We start from the raw sequence: 21820 nt of genomic DNA, 5'->3' as shown, positions 1-21820 counted from the left end.
CCCGTTCCTCAGGCCGGCTGCGCCAGGCCGGTCGCCGTCTCGGCCGCGTCCCGGCGCTGGTCCGTCTCGCCCGACAGGCGCGCGTGCCAGACCGCCGCCGCGCGGATCACGGGCTCCGGCTCGGTCTCGAAGGGCGTGTTGAAGATCGACAGCTTGCGCGCCCTTTCCCCGAGCCCCGGATCGCCGGTGAGCGAAATGAAGAAGGGCGCGAAGAAGAGCGGGATGGCGATCGGGCAGACCCAGAGGAAGAGCTGCAGCGAATAGACGTAGGCGACGGTGCCGAGAACGGCGCCCGCGATCATCATCCACCAGCTCGCCGCGAAGGCGGCCGACAAGGGGAGCCCCTCGTCCTCGCGCTCGGTCGCCGGCCAGCCGCTGTCGCGCGCCATCAGGATCTCGGCCACCGCCTTGGACTGGAACAGCATCATGATCGGGGCCAGCGCGCTGGTGAGGATCAGCTCGCAGGTCGCGCCGAGCAGCACCGCCCAGCCCCCGCCGAAGCGCGAGGCCCGGCGCGACATGGCCGTGTGGAAGGCGATCAGGGTCTTGGGCAGAAGCAGGAGCAGGAAGATGCCCAGCAGAAGAAGCAGCGCCTTGCCGGTCTCGGGTGTCGGAAAGACGGGAAACAGGCTGTCGGCCGGAAAGTAGTTGGGCGCGGGCGCCAGCACCGGGTCAAGCATGGAGGCGATCAGGAACAGGAGCCAGATCGGCGAGGCCGCATAGGCCATGATGCCGGAGATCATGGAGACCTTGCTCCAGAGCTTCAGGTTCGGCGCCCGGAGGAGCCGCCCGTGCTGGAGGTTGCCCTGGCACCAGCGCCGGTCGCGCTTGGCATATTCGATGATGTTGGCGGGCGCCTCCTCGAAGGAACCTTCGAGGTCCGGGTCGAGCCGCACCTTCCACCCCGAGCGCGACAGGAGCGCGGCCTCCACGAAGTCGTGGGACAGGATCAGCCCGCCGAAGGGCGGCTTTCCGGAGAGCTTGGGCATGCCGCAGCAGTCGGCGAAGGCCTTCGTGCGGATGATCGTGTTGTGCCCCCAGAACGGCCCCTCGCGCCCCTGCAGGGCGGCGATGCCGCGCGAGAAGATCGGCGAATAGAGCGCGGCGGAGAACTGCAGCGCGCGGCCGAACAGCGTTTTGCGGCCGATGATCAGCGGCTGCGTCTGGAGGAGGGCGAGTTCGGGGTCGGCGTCCATGCGCGCCACCATCTCGACCAGCGTCTCCGGCCGCATCAGGCTGTCGGCGTCCAGTGCGATCATGTATTCGTAGGCGCCGCCGTAGTTGGTGACGTAGTCCTCGATGTTGCCGGCCTTGCGGTTCACGTTCTTGACGCGGTTGCGGTAGAACAGGATCGAACCGGTCTCGAGCTCGCCCGCGAGCTTCAGGATCGTGCGCTTCTCGTCCGCGACGCATTCCGGCTTGGTCGAATCGGACAGGACGAAGAAGACGAAATTGTCCATGCGCCGGATGAAGCGCAGGCCCTCGATCATCGCCGCCACCCGCGCCATCACGGCGCCCGCGTCCTCGTTGTAGACCGGCACCAGGATCGCCGTCTTGTGGCGCGAGGCGGGCGGCAGGCCGCTTCTGCGCTCGCGCTTCCGGGTGCGTCCGAACAGGATGCCGGTCACCGCCGTGTTGAAGCCCCAGGCGAGCCAGACGCAGCAGATCGCCAGAAGCACGATCTGGATGACGTGAAGCCAGGTCGTCCCGTTGGCGGTGATCACCACCGCGAACAGGACGCCGGCCAGCGCGGCCAGAACCAGCGCGGTGAGCGCGAAGAGGAGTCTGCCCAAAACCATCGTATTCCCATCCCGGCGCGGGAGTTCGAGGACGCCGAGCCGCGGCGCATGCGCCGCGTCATAGCGGTTGCTGCCTCGCTTGTCATCGCGTCCGCAATGTGGCGCGAACGCGTGCAGCGGCTAGTCCGCCACCATGGTGAACGCTGCGGGTCCGCCTGCAAACGGAGGGGACCGGCTTGCAGGTCGACGGCGTAATGTTATATCACTTTCTCCGTTGAGATCGTCCCCCGCCGAGTCCATGCCCCCGATCCGTTCCCGATCCCCGTCCGTCCTGCGGCGCTCCGCGCTGGAGCGCCTCGGCGTCGCCCTTCTCGGCGTCCTCGTGCTGTGGGGCGCCGTGTTCTGGGCGATCTCCGCGTGAGGGTGGAAACGCTGCCCCGCGCCCCCGCCGTGGAACTGCGCGACCTGACGTTGGCCTACCGGCGCCGGACGGCGGTCTCGCGCGTCACGGGCCGTTTCGCGCCCGGTTCGATGACGGCCGTGGTCGGACCCAACGGGGCGGGCAAGTCCACGCTCCTGAAGGGCATCATGGGCAGCGTCCGGGCGTCCGGCGGCAAGGTTCTGGTGGACGGCATCCATCGCCGCGACATCGGCTATCTTCCGCAGGCGGCCGACCTCGACAGGTCCTTTCCCATCAGCGTCCTCGATCTCGTCTCTCTCGGTCTCTGGCGCCGTTCGGGCCCGTTCGGCCGGATCGGGCGCGAGCTCGCCGGCGAGGCGGAGGCGGCGATCGCCGCCGTCGGGCTGGACGGGCTGGAGGACCGGCTGGTCGGCACCCTATCGGGCGGCCAGCTCCAGCGCGCGCTCTTCGCCCGCCTTCTCCTCCAGGACGCGCGCCTTCTCCTTCTCGACGAGCCGTTCACCGCCATCGACGCGCGCACGACGCGCGAGCTGATGGACCTCGTGAAGCGCTGGAACGGGGAAGGGCGCACGGTGATCGCGGTCCTGCACGACATAGACCTCGTGCGCCAGTACTTCCCCGAGACCCTGCTCCTGGCGCGCGAGACGATCGCCTGGAGCCGGACCGAAGAGGCGCTGGCGCGGCCCAACCTCGCCCGGGCGCAGGCGCTCGGCGAGAGCCTCGACACGCAGGCCCCCGGCGAGCGGGCGCAAGCCGCATGAGCCTCTACGACCTCGCCCTCGCGCCCTTTGCCGACTACGCCTTCATGCGACGGGCGCTGGCGGGGTGCCTGGCGCTGGCGCTCGGCGCCTGCCCGCTCGGCGTGGTGCTGGTGCTCCGGCGCATGAGCCTCGTCGGCGACGCGATGGCGCACGCCATCCTGCCGGGCGCGGCGGTCGGCTTCCTGGTGGCCGGGTTCTCGCTCTTCGCCATGACGCTCGGCGGCATCCTGACGGGGCTCTTCGTCGCCTTCCTCGCCGGGCTCGTATCGCGCTACACCAGCTTGCGCGAGGACGCGAGCTTCGCCGCCTTCTACCTCTTCTCGCTGGGGCTCGGCGTGCTGCTCGTCTCGGTGCGCGGCTCCAACATCGACCTTCTCCACGTCCTCTTCGGCACCGTCCTCGGGCTCGACGATCCCGCGCTCTTCCTCATGGCCTCCATCGCCAGCCTCACCATGCTGGCGCTCGCCGCGATCTATCGGCCGCTGGTCGTGGAATGCCTCGATCCCGGCTTTCTGCGCGCGGTCGGCGGCTGGGGCGGGGTCGTGCACATGAGCTTCGTGGCGCTGGTCGTCCTCAACCTCGTCGGCGGCTTCCAGGCGCTCGGCACGCTCATGGTGGTCGGCATCATGATGCTGCCCGCCACGGCCGCGCGGTTCTGGGCCGAAAGCGTCGCCGGCCAGATGGCTGTCGCGATCCTCGTCGGCCTCTTGTCCTCAGTGGTCGGGCTCCTCGCCTCCTACCACCTCAGCCTTCCCGCCTCGCCCGCCATCATTCTGTCGGCGAGCGGGTTCTACGCCCTGTCGGTTCTCGTCGGGCGCGTCGACAGCCTCGCCTCCCGCGCCCTCCGGGGCGGCCTGGCGGCGGGCTGACCCTCCAACCGGAGACCCCAGCATGATCCATCGTCGTCACCTTCTCGGCCTTGCCGCCGGCGCCGCCGCGCTTCTGTCGCTCACGGGGGCACAGGCGCAGGAACCCCTGCCTGTCGTCGCTTCCTTCTCGATCCTCGCCGACATGACCGGCCGCATCGGCGGCGACCACGTCGCCGTTTCCACCCTCGTCGGCCCCGGCGGCGACGCCCACGTCTTCGAGCCGACACCTGCCGACGCCCGCACCCTCGGCAAGGCGAAGCTCCTCGTCACCAACGGTCTCGGCTTCGAGGGCTGGCTCCCCCGCCTCGTCTCGACCTCCGGCTTCAAAGGCGAGACGGTGGAGGCGGCGACCGGCGTGACGCCCATCCCCTTCGAGGAGGGAGAGCACGACGAGCATGCCGCCCACGACGATCATGCGCACGAGGGCCACGCGCATGAGAGCCACGACCACGGGGGCCACGACCACGGCCCGAGCGACCCCCATGCCTGGCAGGACCTCGCCAACGGACGGATCTACGCCCGCAACATCACCGACGCCCTGAAGGCGGCCGATCCCGCCAACGCGGCCGACTACGAGCGCAACGGGGAGGCCTATATCGCCGAGATGGAGGCGCTGGACGGGCAGGTCCGGCAGCAGCTCGGCGCGATCCCGGCGGCCCAGCGCAAGGTGGTCACCTCGCACGACGCCTTCGGCTATTTCGGCAAGGCCTACGGCATCCAGTTCATCGCCCCGAACGGCGTGTCCACCGAATCGGAAGCCTCCGCCGCCGACGTCGCCCGTATCATCGACCAGATCCGCGCCGAAAAGATCCCGGCCGTCTTCGTGGAGAACATTTCCGACCCGCGCCTCGTCGAGCGCATCGCCGCCGAGACCGGCGCCCGGATCGGCGGCTCGCTCTTCTCCGACAGCCTGTCGGAACCGGGCGGCCCGGCCCCAACCTATCTCGATATGGTCCGCCACAACGTCTCGCAGCTGGTCGAGGCGCTGAAGACGAGCTGAGGCGGGACGATCGGCGCCCTTTGAACGAGGCGCCGATCCCGACCATATGAAGGAGCACCGGGCTTCGCCCGCCGGAAGGACCGCGAACGGCATGAGCCATCACCATCACGACCATGCCCGCGACCATGGCGAGGCCAAGGGGCTGACGCGCAACCAGAAGCTGGTCTTCGAGACGCTGGAACGCGCCGACGGGCCGCTCAGCGCCTATTCCATCCTGGACGCCCTGCGCGGGGAGGGTCTGCGCGCGCCGCCGCAGGTCTACCGGGCGCTGGAGAAGCTTCTGGAGACGGGCCTCGTCCACCGGCTGGAAAGCCTCAACGCCTTTGTCGCCTGCGCCCATCCCCATGCCTGCGCCCATTCGCTGACGGCCTTCGCGATCTGCGAGAAATGCGGCGCCGTCGCCGAGTTCGCCGATGCGGTCGTGGAATCGCGGCTCGGGGCCTGGGCCGGCGAGACGGGTTTCCGCCCGAAGCGCACCACCGTCGAGATCAAGGGCCTGTGCGCCGCCTGCGCCTGACGGCCAGGGGAACCATGACGGCCGGCAGCGGCTTGCTTCCTCCGAACACTTTCGGGAGGAGCACCATGAGCCGCATTCCGGGCGCCAGCCCGATCAGCACCGACATCGCGGAGATCCGCCGCCGCGGCGAGGACGACGACCGGAGCCTGCCCGGCGACGACGCGCACGCCGTTCCCGAGCCTGTGCCGGGCGAGAGGCCGGAGCGCGAGGACGAGGCGGATCGCGGCGGGTCCTGAGCTCCGTCACCTAGGCGTCATCCGCGCGTCGCTCGGCTGTCACGCTTTTGGGTTGGTTTTCCGGCCGTCCGGCCAACAGGAAACCGACCGACATGAAGACGCTTCTCGCCTCCAGCCTCGCCCTGCTTGCCCTGGGAACCGCCGCCCTGGCGCAAGACGCGGAAGGCACCCGATTCCCCGCGACCCTGAAGGCGCAAGCCGTGCTGCCCGCCGACACGACGCTCGCCGCGCCGCAGGACGCCCCGGCCCATCTCGGCCACGCCGGCAAGTTCACGACGCCCGACCGCCGCCGCACCGACGCGCTCGGCACGGTGCCGGGCAAGGACGGCCTTCGCCCCACGGGCTTCTCGCTGCCGATCGACGGCCAGGCCGTCCAGGGCTTCTCCGGCATCCGCCGCATGGAGGACGGCACGTTCTGGACCCTCTCCGACAACGGCTTCGGCGCCAAGGCGAATTCCAGCGACGCGATGCTGATGCTGCACCACATCGCGATCGACTGGGACGCGGGAACCGTCGATCGGCGCGAGACCGTGTTCCTTTCCGACCCCGACCGCAAGGCGCCCTTCCCCATCGTCCTGGAGGGCTCGGACAAGCGCTACCTGACGGGCGCCGACTTCGACGTGGAATCGATCCAGCCGGTGGCGGACGGGTTCTTCGTCGGCGAGGAGTTCGGACCCTGGCTCCTGCACTTCGACCGGGAGGGAAAGCTCCGGTCGGTCCACGAGACGCGGGTCGGCGAGACCGCGGTCAAGTCGCCCGACCATCCGGCGCTGCAGCTTCCGGCCGATCCGACCAAGCCCCTGCCCACCTTCAACCTCAAGCGCTCCGGCGGCTTCGAGGGCCTCGCGCGCTCGCCGGACGGCGCGCATCTCTACGCCATGCTGGAAGGCCCGCTCTTTGCCGACGGCAAGCCGGAGACGACCGAAGACGGGCGCACGGCCCTGCGCGTCGTCGAGTTCGACACCGCCAAGGGCGACTGGACGGGCCGCTCCTGGATGTATCCGCTGAGCCAGGGGGGCGTCGCCATCGGCGACTTCAACATGCTGGACGACACGACGGCGCTGGTGATCGAGCGCGACAACGGCGCCGGGCGGGCGGATCAGGCGTGCGAGGGCGAGGCGAAGCAGGACTGCTTCGCGGCGCCCGCCAAGCTGAAGCGCGTCTATAAGATCGAGATGAGCGACGCCAATGTCGGCGGGCCGGTGAGGAAGATCGGCTATATCGACCTGATGGACGTCAAGGACGCGGCCGGCGTCGCCCGCCAGGGCACGCGGGACGGCGTCTACGACATGCCCTTCGTGACCATCGAGAACGTCGACCGGGTGGACGACACCCATATCGTGGTCGCCAACGACAACAACTTCCCCTACTCGGCCGGCCGCGCGCTGGATCGGGCTGATGACAACGAGTTCGTTCTGATCGAGGCCGCCGACCTCCTGAACGCGCGCTGAGGCGCGCGACGCGAAAAGGCCCCCGGACCTTTCGGTCCGGGGGCCTCTTGTCCCGGTCGGGAACCGGCGCCCGGAGGCGCCGGCCCTTTTCGGGTCCCCGTTATTAGCCGCGGAAGAGCGACAGCACGTTCTGCGCCGACTGGTTGGCGATCGACAGAGCCTGCACGCCGAGCTGCTGCTTGACCTGCAGCGCCTGGAGCTTGGTGGACTCTTCGGTCATGTCGGCGTCGACGAGCTGGCCCACGCCCTTGTCGATCGTGTCCATCAGCGTATTCACAAAGGACTTCTGCATGTCGATGCGCGAGGCGACGGAGCCGAGGCTGGAAGCCGCGGTGGTCACCTTGTTGATCGCATCGTTCACCAGCGAGATGTACGCGGCGAAGACGTCCTTGCGGTTGCTGCTGTTGACACCCATCGAAGCCAGGGTGGTTTCGGTGACGTCGATCTTGTCGATCGACATCGTGTCGGCACCGGCGCTGGACGCGACGTTGGAGACGGCGATCGTGCCGACGCCCGCAGCCGACGCCTTGGTGAGCGTCAGGATGTTGGTCGTCGTGTTGCCCGAAGCCGTCACGACGCTGGGTCCGAGCGCGGCCGAAAGGGCCGAATTCAGGACGGTCGCGTAGTCGGTGACGTTGCCGATCGTGCCGCTGCCGTTCACGCCGAGGCCGAGCGCCGTGTTGACGCGGGCCTTGTCGATGTTGATCCGCGTCGTCGCGCCGTTGACGGCGATGTCGAACGAGATCTTGTCGTCGGCGCCGAGCGTCTGCGGGCCGGCGAAGGCCGTGCCGCTGACCAGCGAGGCCACGGTGGCGCCGCTGTTGTCGGTACCCTGCGTCGTCGTGGGAGCCGTGACAGTCGTCATGCCGCCCTTCTGCGAGGAGACGGTGTCACCATTGACCGCCGCGACGTTGGCGATCGCCAGGTACGCGGACGGGCCGGTGGTGGCCGTCTTCAGGGTCATCGCCCACGACGTGGTGTCGATGGCGAAGGTCGGCGCGTTCGAGGTGTAGAGGGCGTTCAGCGCCGTCTGCACCTTGGTCTGGAGGCGGCCCGCATCCGCGGCGCGATCGGCGAGAACGCCCGTCAGGCCCTCGGTGGAGACGGTGACCGTCTGCTGGTTGCCGCCGACGTTCACCACGAAGGAGATGCGGTCGTTCGGCTTGATGTCCGCGTTCACGAACGTGCCGATCGTCAGCGTCGCCTCAGTGGCCGTGCCGTAGCCGACCTTGCCGGTCTGACCCGCCGTGCTCGAAGCCGAGTCCGCGTCCAGGCCGAAGATGCTCGCAGCACCGTTCACGGTACCGCTGAAGCTCGTGAGGCCGATCGCCTGATCCGCACCCGCGTTCTTCGAGGTCAGGCTGAATGCGCCGGTGTTCTCGGAAACGTCGATGTCGCCGGCCGTGTACGTCGCACCGGTGCCGTTGAAGGCAGAACCGGCAAAGGCGGTGTCGATCTTGCCCTGCAGCCAGGTGGCGAACTCGGCGGCCGTCGGACGGTTGGCCGTCGCAGCGCCGGCGAAGTCCGTACCGTAGGTGCCGGAGATCCGCTCCACCGTCGAGCCGTACTGGACATCGAAGCTGTAGGTATCCGTCGAAGCGATGTCGACCGTCGGCGCGGTGTAGGTGCCGAAATCAACAGCGGCCTTCGTCGAGGTTCCGAACACCGGAGCCGGGAGCGAGGCACCGGTCAGCATGCCGCCGGTCGAGGTGACGACACCGTCGCCGTCCACGACCTGCGTCTGGCCGACCGTGATCGTCGACGCGGTGCCGCTGCTGGCGGCTTCGATCGTGATCAGGCCGGACGTGCCAGCCGGATTGCCGCCGAGCTTGACGGTGGCCTTGCCAGCGCCGACGGCGTTTTCGACCGCCTGCTGCAGCTTGCTTGCGAAGTTGGCCGAGGTCAGGCCCGTCGTGTCGAGCGAGACCGTGCCCGAAGCACCGTCGACCGTCAGGTCGAAGGTCAGGCGATCGCCCGCCGTGACGCCGGCGAGGTTGAGCGTGCCGAGCGTCGCAACGGCGCCGGCGGCGGACGTCGACGTCGCACCGGTGCCCGTGCCGGAGAAGTTCAGCGCAGCCGTCGACGGATCGACACCGGCGTTGAAGCCGCCGACCGTCATCGCGTTGCCGGCGGAGTCCTTCATCCCGACCTTGACGTCGAGGATGCCGTCGGCATTGGCGTTGCTGTCGAAGAGCTTCACGGTGCCGATGTTGACGCCGATCGTGCCGATCGAGACCGAGCCGTTCGCGGCGCGCGAGAACGAGGCGACGACGTTCTTGTCGGCGTTGAAGGTCGAGAGCGACGAGTCGACCGAGAGCCAGTTCTCGCCCGAGAAGACGGAGGAGTCGGCGATCGACTTGAGCTGCTTCTGCAGCTCGGCGATCTCGGCCTGGATCTTGGAGCGGTCGACGCCGTCCTGGGTGGCCGCGGTCACCTTCGACTTGATCTCGTCGAGGACGTCCTTGGCCTTGTTGAGGCCCTGATAGGCGACGTCGACGGTCGCGGCGCCGAGGCCGAGCGCGTCCTTGACGGTCGACAGCGACTTGTTGTCGGACTTCAGGGTCGTGGAGATCGACCAGTAGGCGGCGTTGTCCTTGGCCGAGCCGATCTTGAGGCCGGTCGAGATGCGCGCCTGGGTGGAGTCGAGCTGCTGGTTGGTGCTCTGGAGGGTACGCAGCGCGGTGATGGCGGCGGCGTTGGTGTTCACGGAGGTCATGGTGTTGTCCCGAAAAAATGACTCGTGGGACATGACGGTCGGACCGTCGGGCAACATCGGCATCATGCCTGGCGACACCTGGGCCAACGGCCGCACTGTTCGCTGCTGCGTCTTCGGTTCTAGCCTTCGAGACTGAACAAACATCTAACGCGATCGAATTTCGACGCCACTCCCCGCCGCGTCCCATCCCGCAGCGCAGCACGACGGGCGCTTGCGCCCCGGTCCGGTTCTGGAGTCCTCTCGCGCGCGACGGGCGCGATTCGCGCCTCCGGATATGGGCGATACGACATGAGCGCGACTTCCCTTCTTCCCGCGGACGCGGCCGACGCCGTCCTGGTCGGCCGGCTGTTCGACTCCGAGACCGGCGGTCCGGTTCTCGTCACCCTGCACGAAGAGACGCTGGTCGAGGCGACGGGCGCCGCCCCGACCCTGTCGCAGCTCCTCGAACTCCCCGATCCCGTCGCCGCCCTGTCGCGCGTCTCGGACGCGCGGACCTGGGACCTCGCCGCCGTCGTGGAGGCCAGCCGGCGCAACGGAGAGGGGCGCGAGACGGCGCCCGTGCTTCTGGCCCCGTGCGACCTCCAGGCGGTGAAGGCCTGCGGCGTCACCTTCGCCCGCTCCATGATCGAGCGGGTGATCGAGGAGCGGGCCAAGGGCGACCTGTCGCTGGCCGCCTCGATCCGCGGCGAGATCGCCGAGGTGATCGGCGGGGCGCTCACCGACGTCGTGGCGGGGTCCGAAAAGGCTGCGGAAGTGAAGCGCATCCTGCAGGAGCGCGGATACTGGTCGCAGTATCTGGAGGTCGGCATCGGGCCGGACGCCGAGGTCTTCACCAAGGCGCCGGTTCTGGCCAGCGTCGGCTGGGGCTCGGAGATCGGCATCCTGCCCTCGTCCGAATGGAACAACCCGGAGCCCGAAGTGGTGCTCGCCGTCAACTCGCGCGGGGAGATCCGGGGCGCCACGCTCGGCAACGACGTGAACCTTCGCGACGTCGAGGGCCGCTCGGCGCTGCTTCTCGGCAAGGCCAAGGACAACAACGCGTCGAGCGCCATCGGCCCCTTCGTGCGCCTGTTCGACGACCGCTTCACGCTAAACGACGTGCGCGCGGCCGAGCTGACGCTGACGGTCGAGGGGGCCGAGGACGGCTATCGGCTGGACGGGCATTCCTCAATGCGGGAGATCAGCCGCGATCCGGCCGACCTCGTATCCCAGGCGCTGGGCCGCCACCACCAGTATCCCGACGGCATGATGCTCTATCTCGGCACGCTGTTCGCGCCGGTCGAGGACCGCGACGCGCCGGGCAAGGGCTTCACCCACAAAGTCGGCGACCGCGTCTCCATCGCCTCGCCGCGCCTCGGCCGGCTGGAGAACACGGTGGTCCACACCGACAAGGCCCAGCCCTGGCGCTCTGGAATCACCGAGCTGATGCGCTATCTCGCCGGACGCGGACTGCTCGGCCGGGGGGCCTGAGTCCGCCTGGGGTGTTGCCCGACCGGCCTTGCCGAAGTCGCAATTTGGCGGCATGCCAATGCGTTAGCTTCGGGGGCCGCAAGGACCCGCATCCAGAACCGGGGGACCACACGCATGAGCGTAGCGCTCGACCTTCAACCGGACGCAGCGGTGACGGCGCGGGCTCTTCTCGAGCGGACCGACTGGTCGGCCACGCCGCTCGGGCCGCGCGCGACCTGGTCTCCCGCCCTGTCCATCGTGGTCGACACCGTCCTCGATTCGCAGATCCCCAAGGTCCTCATGTGGGGACCGGACCACGTGATGATCTACAACGACGGCTACAGCGAGATCGCCGGGAGCAAGCATCCGGCGGCCTTCGGCGGAACCGTCCCCACCGTTTGGCCGGAAATCTGGGACTGGAACCGCCGGATCCTGGAGGCGGGCTTCGGCGGACGGTCGGAGAGCTATCGCGACCAGCCGATGCGCCTCTTCCGCAACGGCAGCTTCTGCGACGTCGTGTTCGACCTCTTCTACACGCCGATCCGCGACGTGTCGGGCGCCGTCGGCGGCGTGCTCTGCACCGTGATCGAGCACACGGAACGCGAGGCGGTCCGCCATGATCTCCGCCGTTCCAACGACCGCTTCCGCGCCGCCGTGGCGGCGATCCATTCCACCCTCTGGACCAACTCGGCCGAAGGGCGGATGAGCGGCGAGCAGCCCGGCTGGAGCGCGCTCACCGGGCAGACGGAAGCCGAGTACGAGGGGTTCGGCTGGGCTTCGGCCGTCCATCCCGACGATGCCGACGCCTCCATCGCGGCCTGGAACGAGGCGGTGGCGACGCGATCGACCTTCGTCTTCGAGCACCGGGTGCGGGTGACGTCGGGCGAATGGCGCCAGTTCGCCATCCGCGCGGTGCCGATCATCGACGAGGACGGAACCTTGCGCGAATGGGTGGGCGTCCACACGGACGTCACCGAGGAGCGCCTCGCGCAGGAGCAGTTGCGCGAGCACGCCGGCATCCTGGAGCGGCAGATCCGTCATCGCGAGCGCGCCGAGGAACAGCTTCGCCAGCTCAACGAGACGCTGGAGCAGCGCGTCGTTCAGGCGGTCGAGGAGCGGCAGGCCGCCGAGGCCGCGCTGAACCGCGCGCAGCGGCTGGAAACGGTCGGCAAGCTGACGGGCGGCGTCGCGCACGACTTCAACAACCTCCTGCAGGTCGTCTCCGGCAACCTCCAGCTCCTTCTCAAGGACATCGCCGGCAACGAGCGGGCCGAGACGCGCGTGCGCAACGCGCTGGCGGGCGTCTCGCGCGGTGCCAAGCTCGCCTCCCAGCTCCTCGCCTTCGGGCGGCGCCAGGCGCTCGAGCCCAAGGTGGTCAACGTCACGCGCTTCGTGCGCGGCATGGACGACATGCTGCGCCGGGCGATCGGCGAAGGCGTCGAGGTCGAGACCGTGTTCGGGGGCGGCCTATGGAACACGTTCATCGACCCGACCCAGATCGAGAACGCGCTCCTGAACCTCGCCATCAACGCGCGCGACGCGATGGACGGCCAGGGCAAGCTGACGATCGAGCTCGGCAACGCCCATCTCGACGACGACTACGCCCGTCGCCACGAGGTCACGGCCGGGCAGTACGTCATGCTGGCGGTGAGCGACACGGGATCGGGCATGAGCCCGGAGATCATCGAGCGCGTGTTCGAGCCCTTCTTCACCACCAAGGCGGAGGGTAAGGGCTCGGGGCTGGGCCTGTCCATGGTCTACGGCTTCGTGAAGCAGTCCGGCGGCCACGTGAACATCTATTCCGAAGTCGGCCAGGGCACCACGATCCGGCTCTACCTGCCGCGCTCCACCGAGCGCGAGGACCAGGAGATCGAGGTGGACACCGGCCCCGTCTCGGGCGGCACGGAGACCGTGCTCGTGGTCGAGGACGACGAGGAGGTGCGTGCCACTGCGGTCGAGATGCTGACCGACCTCGGCTATCGCGTGCTCAAGGCGGTGGACGCCCAGTCGGCGCTCAACGTGGTGGAAAGCGGCATCCCGATCGACATCCTGTTCACCGACGTGGTGATGCCGGGCAAGCTCAAGAGCCCCGAGCTGGCGCGCAAGGCCAAGGAGCGCCTGCCGAACCTCGCGGTCCTCTTCACCTCCGGCTACACCGAGAACTCGATCGTGCACGGCGGCCGGCTCGACGCGGGCGTGCAGCTCCTGTCCAAGCCCTACACGCGCGAGGCGCTGGCCCGGAAGATCCGCCACGTCGTCGCCAACCAGGCGCAGCTCGCCGTCGCGCGCAAGGCTACCCTCAAGGGTCCGTCGCTCAGCCCCGCCGCGGCCGAGGCGCCCGCGACCGTCGCCGCGCCCAAGTCGGGCGGCACCGGGGCCGGGTCCCCGACCGCGGAGGCCGGCACCAAGGGCACCGTGCTGCTCGTCGAGGACGACGGCCTGATCCGCATGAACACGGCCGACATGCTGAAGGACCTCGGCTATGTCGTGGTCGAGGCGGGCCGCGCCGAGGATGCGCTCACCGCCATCCAGACCGTGCCCTTCGACGCGCTGGTGACGGACGTCAACCTGCCCGGCATGTCCGGGACAGAACTCGCCGACGAGGCGCGGGAAGTGAAGCCCGGCGTCGGCGTCGTCTTCGCGACCGGCGACCGCCACGTGGCGGGCGTGGTGCCTGGCGAGGACGCGCGGGTGACGATCCTGTCCAAGCCCTACGGCATGGAGGACCTCGACGCGGCGATCGCGCGCGTGCTCGATTGCCAGCGGGTTCCGGCCTGATCGGTCAGCCCGGCGGAGAGCCCGCCTCCGGCGCGAGGTCCACGCCCTCGAACGAGTGATAGAACAGGGGATCGGCGACATAGCCGGTCACCTCGCGCCGCGCGGCCACCGAGAAGATCGAGTGGGCGAGCGGCACCCACGGCGCCTCGCGGTGGAAAATCTCCTGCGCCTCCTGGTAGAGGCGCTTGCGCGTGGCCACGTCCGACACGGTCTTGGCCTCCCGCACCAACCGGTCGTACTCCGCGTCGCACCAGCGCGCGACATTGTTGCCGCCGGGGCGCGCCGCCGTGCAGCCGAGGAGGGTGTGCAGGAAGTTGTCGGGGTCGCCGTTGTCGCCCGCCCAGCCGTAGAGCACCAGCGGCACGTCCTCGTTGCCCATGATGGCGACGCGATAGGCGTTCCAGTCGGTGGTGCGCAGGTGCAGGCGGATGCCGAGCTTCTCGAGATCGGCCGCGATCATCTCGGCCACGCGCTGGGCGTTCGGGTTGTAGGGACGCGAGACCGGCATGTACCAGATGTCGGCGTCGAGCCCGTTCTCCAGCCCCGCCTCGATCAGGAGCTTGCGGGCCATGGCGACATTGTAGGGATAGGGCCGGATGTCGTTGTCGAAGGCCCAGAGCGTCGGCGGGATCGGGTTCTTGGCCGCCACCGCGCCGCTGACATAGACCGCCGACAGGATCGCCTGCCGGTCGATCGCCATGTTGATCGCCCGGCGCACGCGCACATCGTCGAAGGGCTTCACATGCGTGTTCATGGCGAGATAGCCGACGTTCAGCCCCTCGGTCTCGTAGACCTTGAGCTCCTGGCTGGATCGCAGGGCCGGCAGGTCGGCGGCGTCGGGAAAGGCGCTCATGTGGCATTCGCCGGCCGAGAGCTTGGCGAGACGCGCCGAGGTGGTGGGCGTGATCGAGAAGACCAGCGTGTCGATCGGCTGGCGTCCGCGCCAGTAGCCGTCGAAGGCGCGAAAGCGGATGGCGACGCCCGGCTGGTAGCCGACGAACTCGAACGGCCCGGTGCCGACCGGCTTCGTGTCCAGCACCTCCGGCTTGCCCTCGGCCAGGAGATGCTCGGCATACTCGGCCGACAGGATCGACATGAAGGGCATGGCGAGGTTGGCGAGGAAGGGCGCCTCCGGCCGGGTCAGGCGGATGCGCACATGCCCGGGATCGGGCGCCTCGATCGCGGCGATCAGGTCGGGAAAGCCGGAATCCTGGAAGTAGTCGAAGCGCGCGCCGGACACGTCGTGGAACGGGTGGTCCGCCTTCCACTGCCGCTCCAGCGAGAAGACGACGTCGCGCGCCTCCATCGGGCGCGTCGGGGTGAAGTCGTCGTTGGCATGGAAGGCGACGTCGCTGCGCAGGGTGAAGTCGTAGACCAGCCCGTCGGCCGAGATGGTCCAGCCGGAAGCGAGCGCCGGGCGGATTTCGGTGGAGCCGGGACGGAACTCCACCAGCGTGTTGAACATGGGCTTGGTCGCGTCCATCGCCGTGCCGGTGATGGCGAGCTGCGGGCTGATCGCCTCCGGATCGCCTTCCGAGCAGAAGACGAAGGTCTTGGCGAAGGCCGGCGGCGACAGGAGCGAGAGGCCAAGCCCGAGACAGAGGGCGAGGCGGCGCGGCGAGATCATCGGGCGGATCCTTGCGAGGCGGCGGGGCGGGCCGGCGGTTCGTGGCGCGGGGCGACGAGCGGTAGGTCGACCAGGAAGGTCGTGCCTCGGGGCGTGCCGCCCGCGAGCGAGACGCTGCCGCCCAGCGTCGCGGTCACGAGGTTGAAGACGATGTGGAGGCCGAGGCCCGTCGAGCCGCTGGCGCGGCCCGTGGTGAAGAACGGGTCGAAGACGCGCGAACGGTCCTCGCGCGCGATGCCGCGCCCGTCGTCGGAAAAGGCGATGCGCAGGCTGCCCGCGCCCCGCCGATGCGCCTCGACGCGGATCGTGCCGGTCTGGCCGGGCGCATAGGCATGGGCATAGGCGTTGGACAGGAGGTTGGTGAGCACCTGCGCCAGGGCGCCGGGGTAGGAATCGAGGCGCAGGCCCGGCTCGCAGACCACCTCCAGCTCGTGGCCCGCCCGCTTGCGCAAGGGGCCGAGGCTGGTGAAGAGGTCGCGCGCGAACTCGCCGAACTCGAACTCGCGCCGCTCGCCGCTCGCCTGGTCGGCCGCCACCTGCTTGAAGGAATGGACGAGGCCGGCGGCGCGTTCGACATTGGAGGTGGTGAGGCGCGCGCCTTCCGCCATGCGCGCGACGAAGGCGGAAAAGGCCTCGCGCGTGACGCGTCCGTCGGCGGTCGCCGCCTCGAAGCGGCGCACGTCGCCCGCCATGGTGGTGGCGGTGGTCAGCGCCACGCCGAGCGGCGTGTTGATCTCGTGCGCGACGCCGGCGACGAGCTGGCCGAGCGAGGCGAGCTTCTCGGCCTGGATCAGGTCGGCCTGCGTCTCGCGCAGGCGCTTCAGCGTCTCGTCGGACTCTTCCTTGGCACGGCGCAGCGCCGCCTCGCGCGTGTCGCGCTCCAGAAGCACGTTGTTGGTGGCGCGCGCCATGGAGCCGAGCTCGTCCAGCCGGTCGGCCTCCGGCAGGAGGCCGGCATCGGTGCGGCTGGCGCGCGCGATCATGCCACGCTCCAGGCGCCGAAGCGGCTTGGTGATGGAGCGCGCGACCACGAGGCCGGCGCCGGACGCCAGGAGAAAGGCCATGCCGCCGCCCGCGAACAGGATCTGGCGGACGGCCGCGCCGATGGCGTCGGCGTGCCGCGACAGGTCGTTGTTGAGGCTCGACACCTGGAGGAGCATGATCCCGGCCGTGTCGGACATGTCGATCAGGAGGCGCGACTGCTCCTCCAGCCCCTGGCGCACCGCGCGAAGGCCGGAGCGCCAGGCGTCCAGCGCGTCGATCATCTCGCTCTGGATCAAGGGCGAGATCGGAAGGGAGGCCACCTTCTCGCCGATGGCGCGGGCCTGCGCGTCGATCGCGGGAATGGCGTCGGCGGCGCGTGATTCGATCACGTCGCGCGACTGGCGCGCGAGCTTCAACGTGTCGACCGCGATGTTCTGCGTCGCCTGTTCGGTCTCGTGCGCGTCCACCGTGTAGGCGAGGAGACTGGAAATCTCGCCCTGGAGGGTGCGCTGGGCGGAGATGTCGACCTTGAGCTGCCGGTCGACCCGTTCCAGCGCGTCGCGCAAGGCCCGTGGGCTGCCGGAGCCGAGATCGGGGGCGGCGCGCTCGCCCGCGCCTCCGGCCCTGGCGGCGTCGATCGCGTCGGTGAGGCGCGCGGCCGCGTTGCGCACCCGCGCCATCTCGAAGGAGGCCGAGACGCTGGTCTCGGAGGGCGAGCGTCCGCTGAGCAGGATCAGCATGCCGTCGGCGATCGCCGCGCGCAGGCTGAGCGCGCTGTCCACCACGTCGCGCGTGAGGCTTAGCGACCGGTCTCGCGCGGTGAGCGTGCCGACGAGGCCCTGGTTGGAACGCGTCTGGCGATCGCGCGCCTCGTCGGTCAGGCGCAGGAGAGCCTGGAGCCGGGCGTCCATCTCGGCGACCAGGCGGTCGCTCTCGCGGGTCGCGGTGGTCAGCTCGCCCATCAGCGCCTCGTAGCGCTGGAGCGTCGCGCGGGTCTGCACGATGGCCGAGGCCTGCGCGGGGTCGCCGGTGCGCCCCTCCAGGGCGCGCAGGCCCGCCGAGGCGCCGGTGACGGACGCCGAGAAGGCGGAGGCCTGGCGCTCCCGGCCGGAGCGCGCGCCCGAGACGAAGGCGTCCTGCGCGCTCATGCCCGAGACCACCTGCCGGTAGATGTTGGAGGCTTCCAGCGCGCCGGCGCGGGCGAGATCGGCCCGGTCGAGCAGCACCATGGACAGGAAGCCGACCAGCGCGATCAGGGCGATCGGAATGGCGCCGACGAGGAACACGCGCTGGGCGATGGTCGGCCACAGGAAACGGCGGCGCGACCGCCCGTGCCGCCCTTCCAGAACGCCGGGCGCCGTCCCGGACAGGACGGGGGTCAGGCGGTTGGGGGAAACATGATCCATGCGAAATCCAGCTGGCCTCGGGTCGGCCGGACCATGGGGCCGTTTCGTTTCATGTCGATTTCGTCGCCGTCGTCGCCTCGGGCGAGAAGATGTATCCGGCGCCGCGCACCGTGCGGATCACGGTCGGATGGGCGGGATCGGGCTCGACCTTGCGGCGGATTCGGGTGATGCGAACGTCGATCGCCCGGTCGAACGGGTCCGAATCGCGGGCGCTCGCCAGATCCAGGAGCCGCTCGCGCGTCAGCACCCGGCGCGGGTTCTCGGCAAAGGCCTTAAGCAGGCTGAACTCGCTCTGGACGAGCTGCACCGAGCCGCCGTCGTCGTCCCACAGGAGCTGGGCGTCGAGATCGAGCCATTTGGTGCCGAAGCGCACGCGCCGCGTCGTGTCGGCCTCGGGGGCCGGCGCGCTGTTCGCGCTCGCCGCCCGGCGCAGCACCGAGCGGATGCGGGCGAGGAGCTCGCGCAGTTCGCAGGGCTTGGCGAGATAGTCGTCCGCCCCGAGCTCCAGCCCGACCACCCGGTCGACGAGGCTGGCGGTGGCCGTCAGCATGATCACCGGGATGCGCGTCTCGGTCTTCAGGAACCGCACGATCGACAGTCCGTCCTCGCCGGGCATGTTGAGGTCGAGCACCACGAGGTCGGGCGTTTCGCGCGCGAGAAGCTCGCGGAACGAGGCGCCGCCGTCGCATGTCACGGTGCGAAAGCCGTTCATGCCGACGTAGTCGCCGATCATGGCGCGCGTCGGCTCCTCGTCGTCCACCACCGCGATCAGGGGTTCGCTCATCGGCATCGGTCAAAGGCTCGCAGGAAGTGGGCCTGAAGGCAGGCGGCCCGAGGGGATGGAGATGGTGAAGGCGGCGCCGCCGAGCGGCCCGGTCTCGACGACATCGACGCGCCCGTCGTGGAGGTCCACGATCTTGCGCACGATGGACAGGCCGAGCCCGGTGGAACTCTCGCCCCCCGTCGGCTGGGCCGACAGGCGCTGGAAGCGGCCGAACAGGCGCGCGAGGTCCTCCGGCCGGAGGCCCGGTCCCGAATCGCAGACGCGCACGAAGGCCGCGCCGTCCTCGAGGCCCGCCGTCAGTTCGATCCGCCCACCGGCCGGCGTGTATTTCACGGCGTTGCTGACGAGATTGTCGATCGCCTCTCCCAGCCGGTCGGGATCGCAGCTGACGGCGATCGCGCCGGGAACGGAGACGGCGAGCACCTGATCCTTGGAGGCGGCGAGCGGCGCGTTCATCTCGGCCGCCGCACGCACCACCTCGGCAAGGTCGGCGACGCGCGGATTGACGCGAACGTCCATCGCGTCGGCCATGGCGTCGGACACCGAGAGATCGACGATGCGCGTCATGCGGCGTGCGGCCGTTCGCAGGTGCTCGGTCTGCGTGTCGATCGGGCCGCGGATCGCCTCCGGCAGGTCGCCCACCAGCGCCGCCAGCATCTCGGCCCGGCCAAGGATGACGGCAAGCGGGTTCTTGAGGTCGTGCGCGACGGTGCCGAGAATCTCGTTCTTGAAGGCGTTGACGCGCTTCAGTTGGTTGCTCTGGATCTCCAGCCGCTCGTTGGCGGTGCGCAACTCGCGCGTCCGTTCGCCGACCTCCGCCTCCAGCCCCTCGTTGGCGGCCACGATCGCGGCATGCATCCGGGCGTTGTCGAAGGCGGCGGCGAGCTTGGCGCAATAGACCGAGACGAGCGAACTCTGGGTCGCGTCGAGCGGCTTGTCGGTGTCGAGCACGACGAGGATTTCCGCTCCTGCCCCCGTGCGCACGTAGAGATGCACCCGCCCGTCGCGATGGAGCGGCGCGCGCCAGTCGGCCCCTTCTCGGAAGAGTGCGGAGAGATCCAGCCCCTCCCCCGCCTCGAAGCTGCCGAGGCGCGCCAGCACGGCCGGTTCGCGGCCCGCCTCCTCGCGCAGCACCAGCATGCCTTCCGACTCCAGCGACAGGAGCGCGTTGAGCTGGAGGAGGACGCCGCGCGCCAGGCTCGTCAGCGAGCGCTCGCTGAGGAGATCGGCCGAGGCGCCGACGATGAGTTCGAGCCCGGCGCGCATGTCGTCCAGCTTCTTGAGCTGTTCGAAGGAGCGCAGCGCCGCGGTGATGGTGGTGAACAGGCGGTCGGCGGTGAGTTCGGTCTTGGCCTTGTAGTCGTTGATGTCGAAATCCACGACCACATGGTGCTCGGGCGCCTGGCCCGGCTGGCCGGTCCGCAGGATGATGCGCACCAGCGGGTTGCCGAGCTCCTCGCGGATCGCGCGTGCCAGGCGCAGGCCCGCGTCGTCGGTCTCCATCACGACGTCGAGGAGCACGATGGCGACATCCGGGTGCGCGCGCATCTGTTCCAGCCCTTCGGCGCCGGAATGGGCGCCGAGCAGCTGAAGCCCCCGGCCGTGCAGGGAGAAGGCTTCCAGTGCGAAGCGCGTGCCCTCGTGGACGGCGCGGTCGTCGTCCACGACGAGCAGCTTCCAGGGCGCGGGCGCGGGCACCGAATGCGCGCGCTCGCCGGCCTCGAAGCTCATCCATTCGCCCGCCATCGACCCCTCTCCGCCCAACGCCGGCGCCCCGTCCCCGATCCGGATCAGCGACGCGTGGAAGCGCGTCGGCACGTCACAAGATGCGCGTAGAAAGCGTAGTCGAATTCGCAAGTGGAAGCCAAGCTCGCGCAAGGGCCGAGCGCCGGCTGCCGCGGCTCGGTGCCTTGTTCCCCGGAGTATCCGGTCCAGCGCGCCGAGCGGAACGGGCGGGCAAGACGACATGCGGCGTTGCGGATCATGTCCAACCTCCATCGACGAGAAGGGGCACGATATTCGCGCCCCGGTGGTGCGACTGGTAGGGGCGCGATGTTTCCGGCGTCGTTCGGCATAGCCATTGGTGTTTCGCGAGTGTTTCGCACCTTGCGCTTTTTCCAGAAGCCGGGGTCGAAACACGCTTTCAACCTCGTTCAAGGCCGCGATTCGCTTCAAACCGCGCCGAAAGCGAAACGAACGCGCTTTCGCTCGCAACATGCGTGGCATCGCGGCGCAACGGGCCGTCCCTAGACCGGCTCCATCGAGACGCCGCGCCGAGTGCGCCGCGTCTGCCCGCATGGAGCATGCCTGCCGTGACGTCGCTGACCGAGACCGCGCTTTCCCTGGCCCCCCAGATCGGGGCGAGCATCGCATCCCTTCTTCTGGCCGCGCTGGCGCACCGCCTGGTTCCCACGCACAAGGCCAGGACGCGCCGCCTGTGCGTGATCGCGACCGCCACTGTGCTGGGTCTCGTCTGGATCGCCGAACTCCAGTCCCTGCTTCTGTCGCTGACGGCCGTCGCCATGGCGCTGGTTCTGGCCACCAAGGAGCTGATCCAGTGCGCCACCGGGGCGCTGGCCGGCCGGGCGGGACGTTCCTACGCCGTCGGCGACCGCGTCCATCTCGACGGAACGTCCGGCCGGGTGACGGCGGTGAACTGGCTGACGACGACGATCCAGGAGACCGACGCGCGCAGCCTCGGCTCGCGCCCGACCGGCCGGCGGCTGGTGATCCCCAACAGCCGGATGTTCTCGGGCGGTGTCCATGTCGAGGAGCGCGGCGGCGCCCTGCGGCACCATACGTTCTCCATCACGCTGGAAGCGGTCACGGGCCTGCGCGACGCCCTTGCCCAAGCCGAAGCGGAAGCCTCGGCCTTATCGGCTCCCGGCGCGCCGGAGCCCCGCGTCGCCCTCGCCACCAGCGAGTTCGGCAAGCCGCGGCTGGACGTCGTCCTGTTCTGCGCGCCCGCCGCCGTGTTCGAGGCCGAGCGGCGGATCACGCTGGCGGTCCTGGAGCAGGCCGTGGGCAGCTCGGCGCCGCGCAAGCCCCTGTCGCTGGTGCGCTCACAGGCGGCGTGAGGGTG

At 69.6% G+C, this 21820-nt stretch carries 16 protein-coding genes; 10 read left to right on the top strand and 6 right to left on the bottom strand.

The genetic code is table 11. From position 1 onward, the window contains the following. Positions 1–8: 8 nt before the first annotated feature. On the bottom strand, positions 9–1916 hold the full coding sequence (gene mdoH, locus O5O54_RS03440) for a glucans biosynthesis glucosyltransferase MdoH (protein ID WP_279479413.1): 1908 nt from the start codon (positions 1914–1916) through the stop codon (positions 9–11). A 121-nt stretch (positions 1917–2037) separates the two neighbouring features. Between mdoH and O5O54_RS03435 the strand changes: the two genes are divergently transcribed. The 7 genes from O5O54_RS03435 to O5O54_RS03405 all read left to right on the top strand — a co-directional run bounded on the left by O5O54_RS03435 (position 2038) and on the right by O5O54_RS03405 (position 6994). Beyond that, on the top strand, positions 2038–2160 hold the full coding sequence (locus O5O54_RS03435) for a hypothetical protein (protein WP_279478970.1): 123 nt from the start codon (positions 2038–2040) through the stop codon (positions 2158–2160). Next, positions 2157–2921, top strand: a complete 765-nt coding sequence (locus tag O5O54_RS03430) for a metal ABC transporter ATP-binding protein (RefSeq protein WP_279478969.1) — start codon at positions 2157–2159, stop codon at positions 2919–2921. Before O5O54_RS03435 ends, O5O54_RS03430 begins: the two co-directional genes overlap by 4 nt. Beyond that, positions 2918–3790: a metal ABC transporter permease gene (locus O5O54_RS03425; protein ID WP_279478968.1), complete on the top strand. Its 873-nt coding sequence runs from the start codon at positions 2918–2920 to the stop codon at positions 3788–3790. Before O5O54_RS03430 ends, O5O54_RS03425 begins: the two co-directional genes overlap by 4 nt. A 22-nt stretch (positions 3791–3812) precedes the next feature. Further along, positions 3813–4790 carry a metal ABC transporter substrate-binding protein gene (locus O5O54_RS03420; RefSeq protein ID WP_279478966.1) on the top strand — a complete coding sequence of 326 codons (978 nt, stop codon included), beginning with the start codon at positions 3813–3815 and terminating at the stop codon, positions 4788–4790. A 91-nt stretch (positions 4791–4881) separates the two neighbouring features. Then, the gene (locus O5O54_RS03415) at positions 4882–5307 is read left to right on the top strand and encodes a Fur family transcriptional regulator (protein ID WP_279478965.1); all 426 of its coding nucleotides are present in this window, start codon (positions 4882–4884) and stop codon (positions 5305–5307) included. 65 nt (positions 5308–5372) lie between these two features. After that, positions 5373–5543, top strand: a complete 171-nt coding sequence (locus tag O5O54_RS03410; protein ID WP_279478964.1) for a hypothetical protein — start codon at positions 5373–5375, stop codon at positions 5541–5543. A 92-nt stretch (positions 5544–5635) separates the two neighbouring features. Next, positions 5636–6994, top strand: a complete 1359-nt coding sequence (locus O5O54_RS03405; protein ID WP_279478963.1) for an esterase-like activity of phytase family protein — start codon at positions 5636–5638, stop codon at positions 6992–6994. A gap of 103 nt (positions 6995–7097) precedes the next feature. Here the strand turns inward: O5O54_RS03405 and O5O54_RS03400 are convergent, their stop codons facing one another. Then, positions 7098–9710, bottom strand: a complete 2613-nt coding sequence (locus O5O54_RS03400) for a flagellin (RefSeq protein ID WP_279478962.1) — start codon at positions 9708–9710, stop codon at positions 7098–7100. A gap of 288 nt (positions 9711–9998) precedes the next feature. Between O5O54_RS03400 and O5O54_RS03395 the strand changes: the two genes are divergently transcribed. Both O5O54_RS03395 and O5O54_RS03390 read left to right on the top strand, forming a co-directional pair. Then, on the top strand, positions 9999–11180 hold the full coding sequence (locus tag O5O54_RS03395) for a fumarylacetoacetate hydrolase family protein (protein ID WP_279478961.1): 1182 nt from the start codon (positions 9999–10001) through the stop codon (positions 11178–11180). A gap of 114 nt (positions 11181–11294) precedes the next feature. Continuing rightward, positions 11295–13937: a response regulator gene (locus O5O54_RS03390; protein ID WP_279478960.1), complete on the top strand. Its 2643-nt coding sequence runs from the start codon at positions 11295–11297 to the stop codon at positions 13935–13937. A gap of 4 nt (positions 13938–13941) precedes the next feature. Here O5O54_RS03390 and O5O54_RS03385 read toward each other — a convergent pair whose 3' ends face one another. Genes O5O54_RS03385 through O5O54_RS03370 form a run of 4 tightly spaced genes read right to left on the bottom strand, consistent with a single transcriptional unit; the run spans position 13942 to position 20484 of the window. Further along, the gene (locus O5O54_RS03385) at positions 13942–15564 is read right to left on the bottom strand and encodes an ABC transporter substrate-binding protein (protein ID WP_279478959.1); all 1623 of its coding nucleotides are present in this window, start codon (positions 15562–15564) and stop codon (positions 13942–13944) included. Then, positions 15561–17954 (bottom strand): HAMP domain-containing sensor histidine kinase, encoded by a 2394-nt coding sequence (locus O5O54_RS03380; RefSeq protein WP_279478958.1) that lies wholly within the window; start codon positions 17952–17954, stop codon positions 15561–15563. Before O5O54_RS03380 ends, O5O54_RS03385 begins: the two co-directional genes overlap by 4 nt. 49 nt (positions 17955–18003) lie before the next feature. Then, a complete protein-coding gene (locus O5O54_RS03375) occupies positions 18004–18738 on the bottom strand; it encodes a response regulator (protein WP_279478957.1) in 735 nt (244 codons plus the stop codon). A gap of 9 nt (positions 18739–18747) precedes the next feature. Next, a complete protein-coding gene (locus O5O54_RS03370) occupies positions 18748–20484 on the bottom strand; it encodes a DUF3369 domain-containing protein (RefSeq protein ID WP_279478956.1) in 1737 nt (578 codons plus the stop codon). A gap of 566 nt (positions 20485–21050) precedes the next feature. Here O5O54_RS03370 and O5O54_RS03365 point away from each other — a divergent pair. Then, positions 21051–21815: a mechanosensitive ion channel family protein gene (locus O5O54_RS03365; RefSeq protein WP_279478955.1), complete on the top strand. Its 765-nt coding sequence runs from the start codon at positions 21051–21053 to the stop codon at positions 21813–21815. Positions 21816–21820 lie beyond the last annotated feature (5 nt).

The organism is Aureimonas sp. SK2 (assembly GCF_029813115.1).
Lineage (GTDB): Bacteria > Pseudomonadota > Alphaproteobacteria > Rhizobiales > Rhizobiaceae > Aureimonas.
Note: the sequence above shows the minus strand (reverse complement) of the source record. Positions and strands in the feature narration are given on the sequence as shown.

What these genes read in the sequence shown, in the direction of transcription:
- O5O54_RS03435 (WP_279478970.1), top strand. Translation starts at nt 2,038, where the DNA reads ATGCCCCCGATCCGTTCCCGATCCCCGTCCGTCCTGCGGCGCTCCGCG.
- O5O54_RS03425 (WP_279478968.1), top strand. Translation starts at nt 2,918, where the DNA reads ATGAGCCTCTACGACCTCGCCCTCGCGCCCTTTGCCGACTACGCCTTC.
- O5O54_RS03420 (WP_279478966.1), top strand. Translation starts at nt 3,813, where the DNA reads ATGATCCATCGTCGTCACCTTCTCGGCCTTGCCGCCGGCGCCGCCGCG.
- O5O54_RS03415 (WP_279478965.1), top strand. Translation starts at nt 4,882, where the DNA reads ATGAGCCATCACCATCACGACCATGCCCGCGACCATGGCGAGGCCAAG.
- O5O54_RS03410 (WP_279478964.1), top strand. Translation starts at nt 5,373, where the DNA reads ATGAGCCGCATTCCGGGCGCCAGCCCGATCAGCACCGACATCGCGGAG.
- O5O54_RS03405 (WP_279478963.1), top strand. Translation starts at nt 5,636, where the DNA reads ATGAAGACGCTTCTCGCCTCCAGCCTCGCCCTGCTTGCCCTGGGAACC.
- O5O54_RS03400 (WP_279478962.1), bottom strand. Translation starts at nt 9,710, where the DNA reads ATGACCTCCGTGAACACCAACGCCGCCGCCATCACCGCGCTGCGTACC.
- O5O54_RS03395 (WP_279478961.1), top strand. Translation starts at nt 9,999, where the DNA reads ATGAGCGCGACTTCCCTTCTTCCCGCGGACGCGGCCGACGCCGTCCTG.
- O5O54_RS03390 (WP_279478960.1), top strand. Translation starts at nt 11,295, where the DNA reads ATGAGCGTAGCGCTCGACCTTCAACCGGACGCAGCGGTGACGGCGCGG.
- O5O54_RS03385 (WP_279478959.1), bottom strand. Translation starts at nt 15,564, where the DNA reads ATGATCTCGCCGCGCCGCCTCGCCCTCTGTCTCGGGCTTGGCCTCTCG.
- O5O54_RS03380 (WP_279478958.1), bottom strand. Translation starts at nt 17,954, where the DNA reads ATGGATCATGTTTCCCCCAACCGCCTGACCCCCGTCCTGTCCGGGACG.
- O5O54_RS03375 (WP_279478957.1), bottom strand. Translation starts at nt 18,738, where the DNA reads ATGAGCGAACCCCTGATCGCGGTGGTGGACGACGAGGAGCCGACGCGC.
- O5O54_RS03370 (WP_279478956.1), bottom strand. Translation starts at nt 20,484, where the DNA reads ATGGCGGGCGAATGGATGAGCTTCGAGGCCGGCGAGCGCGCGCATTCG.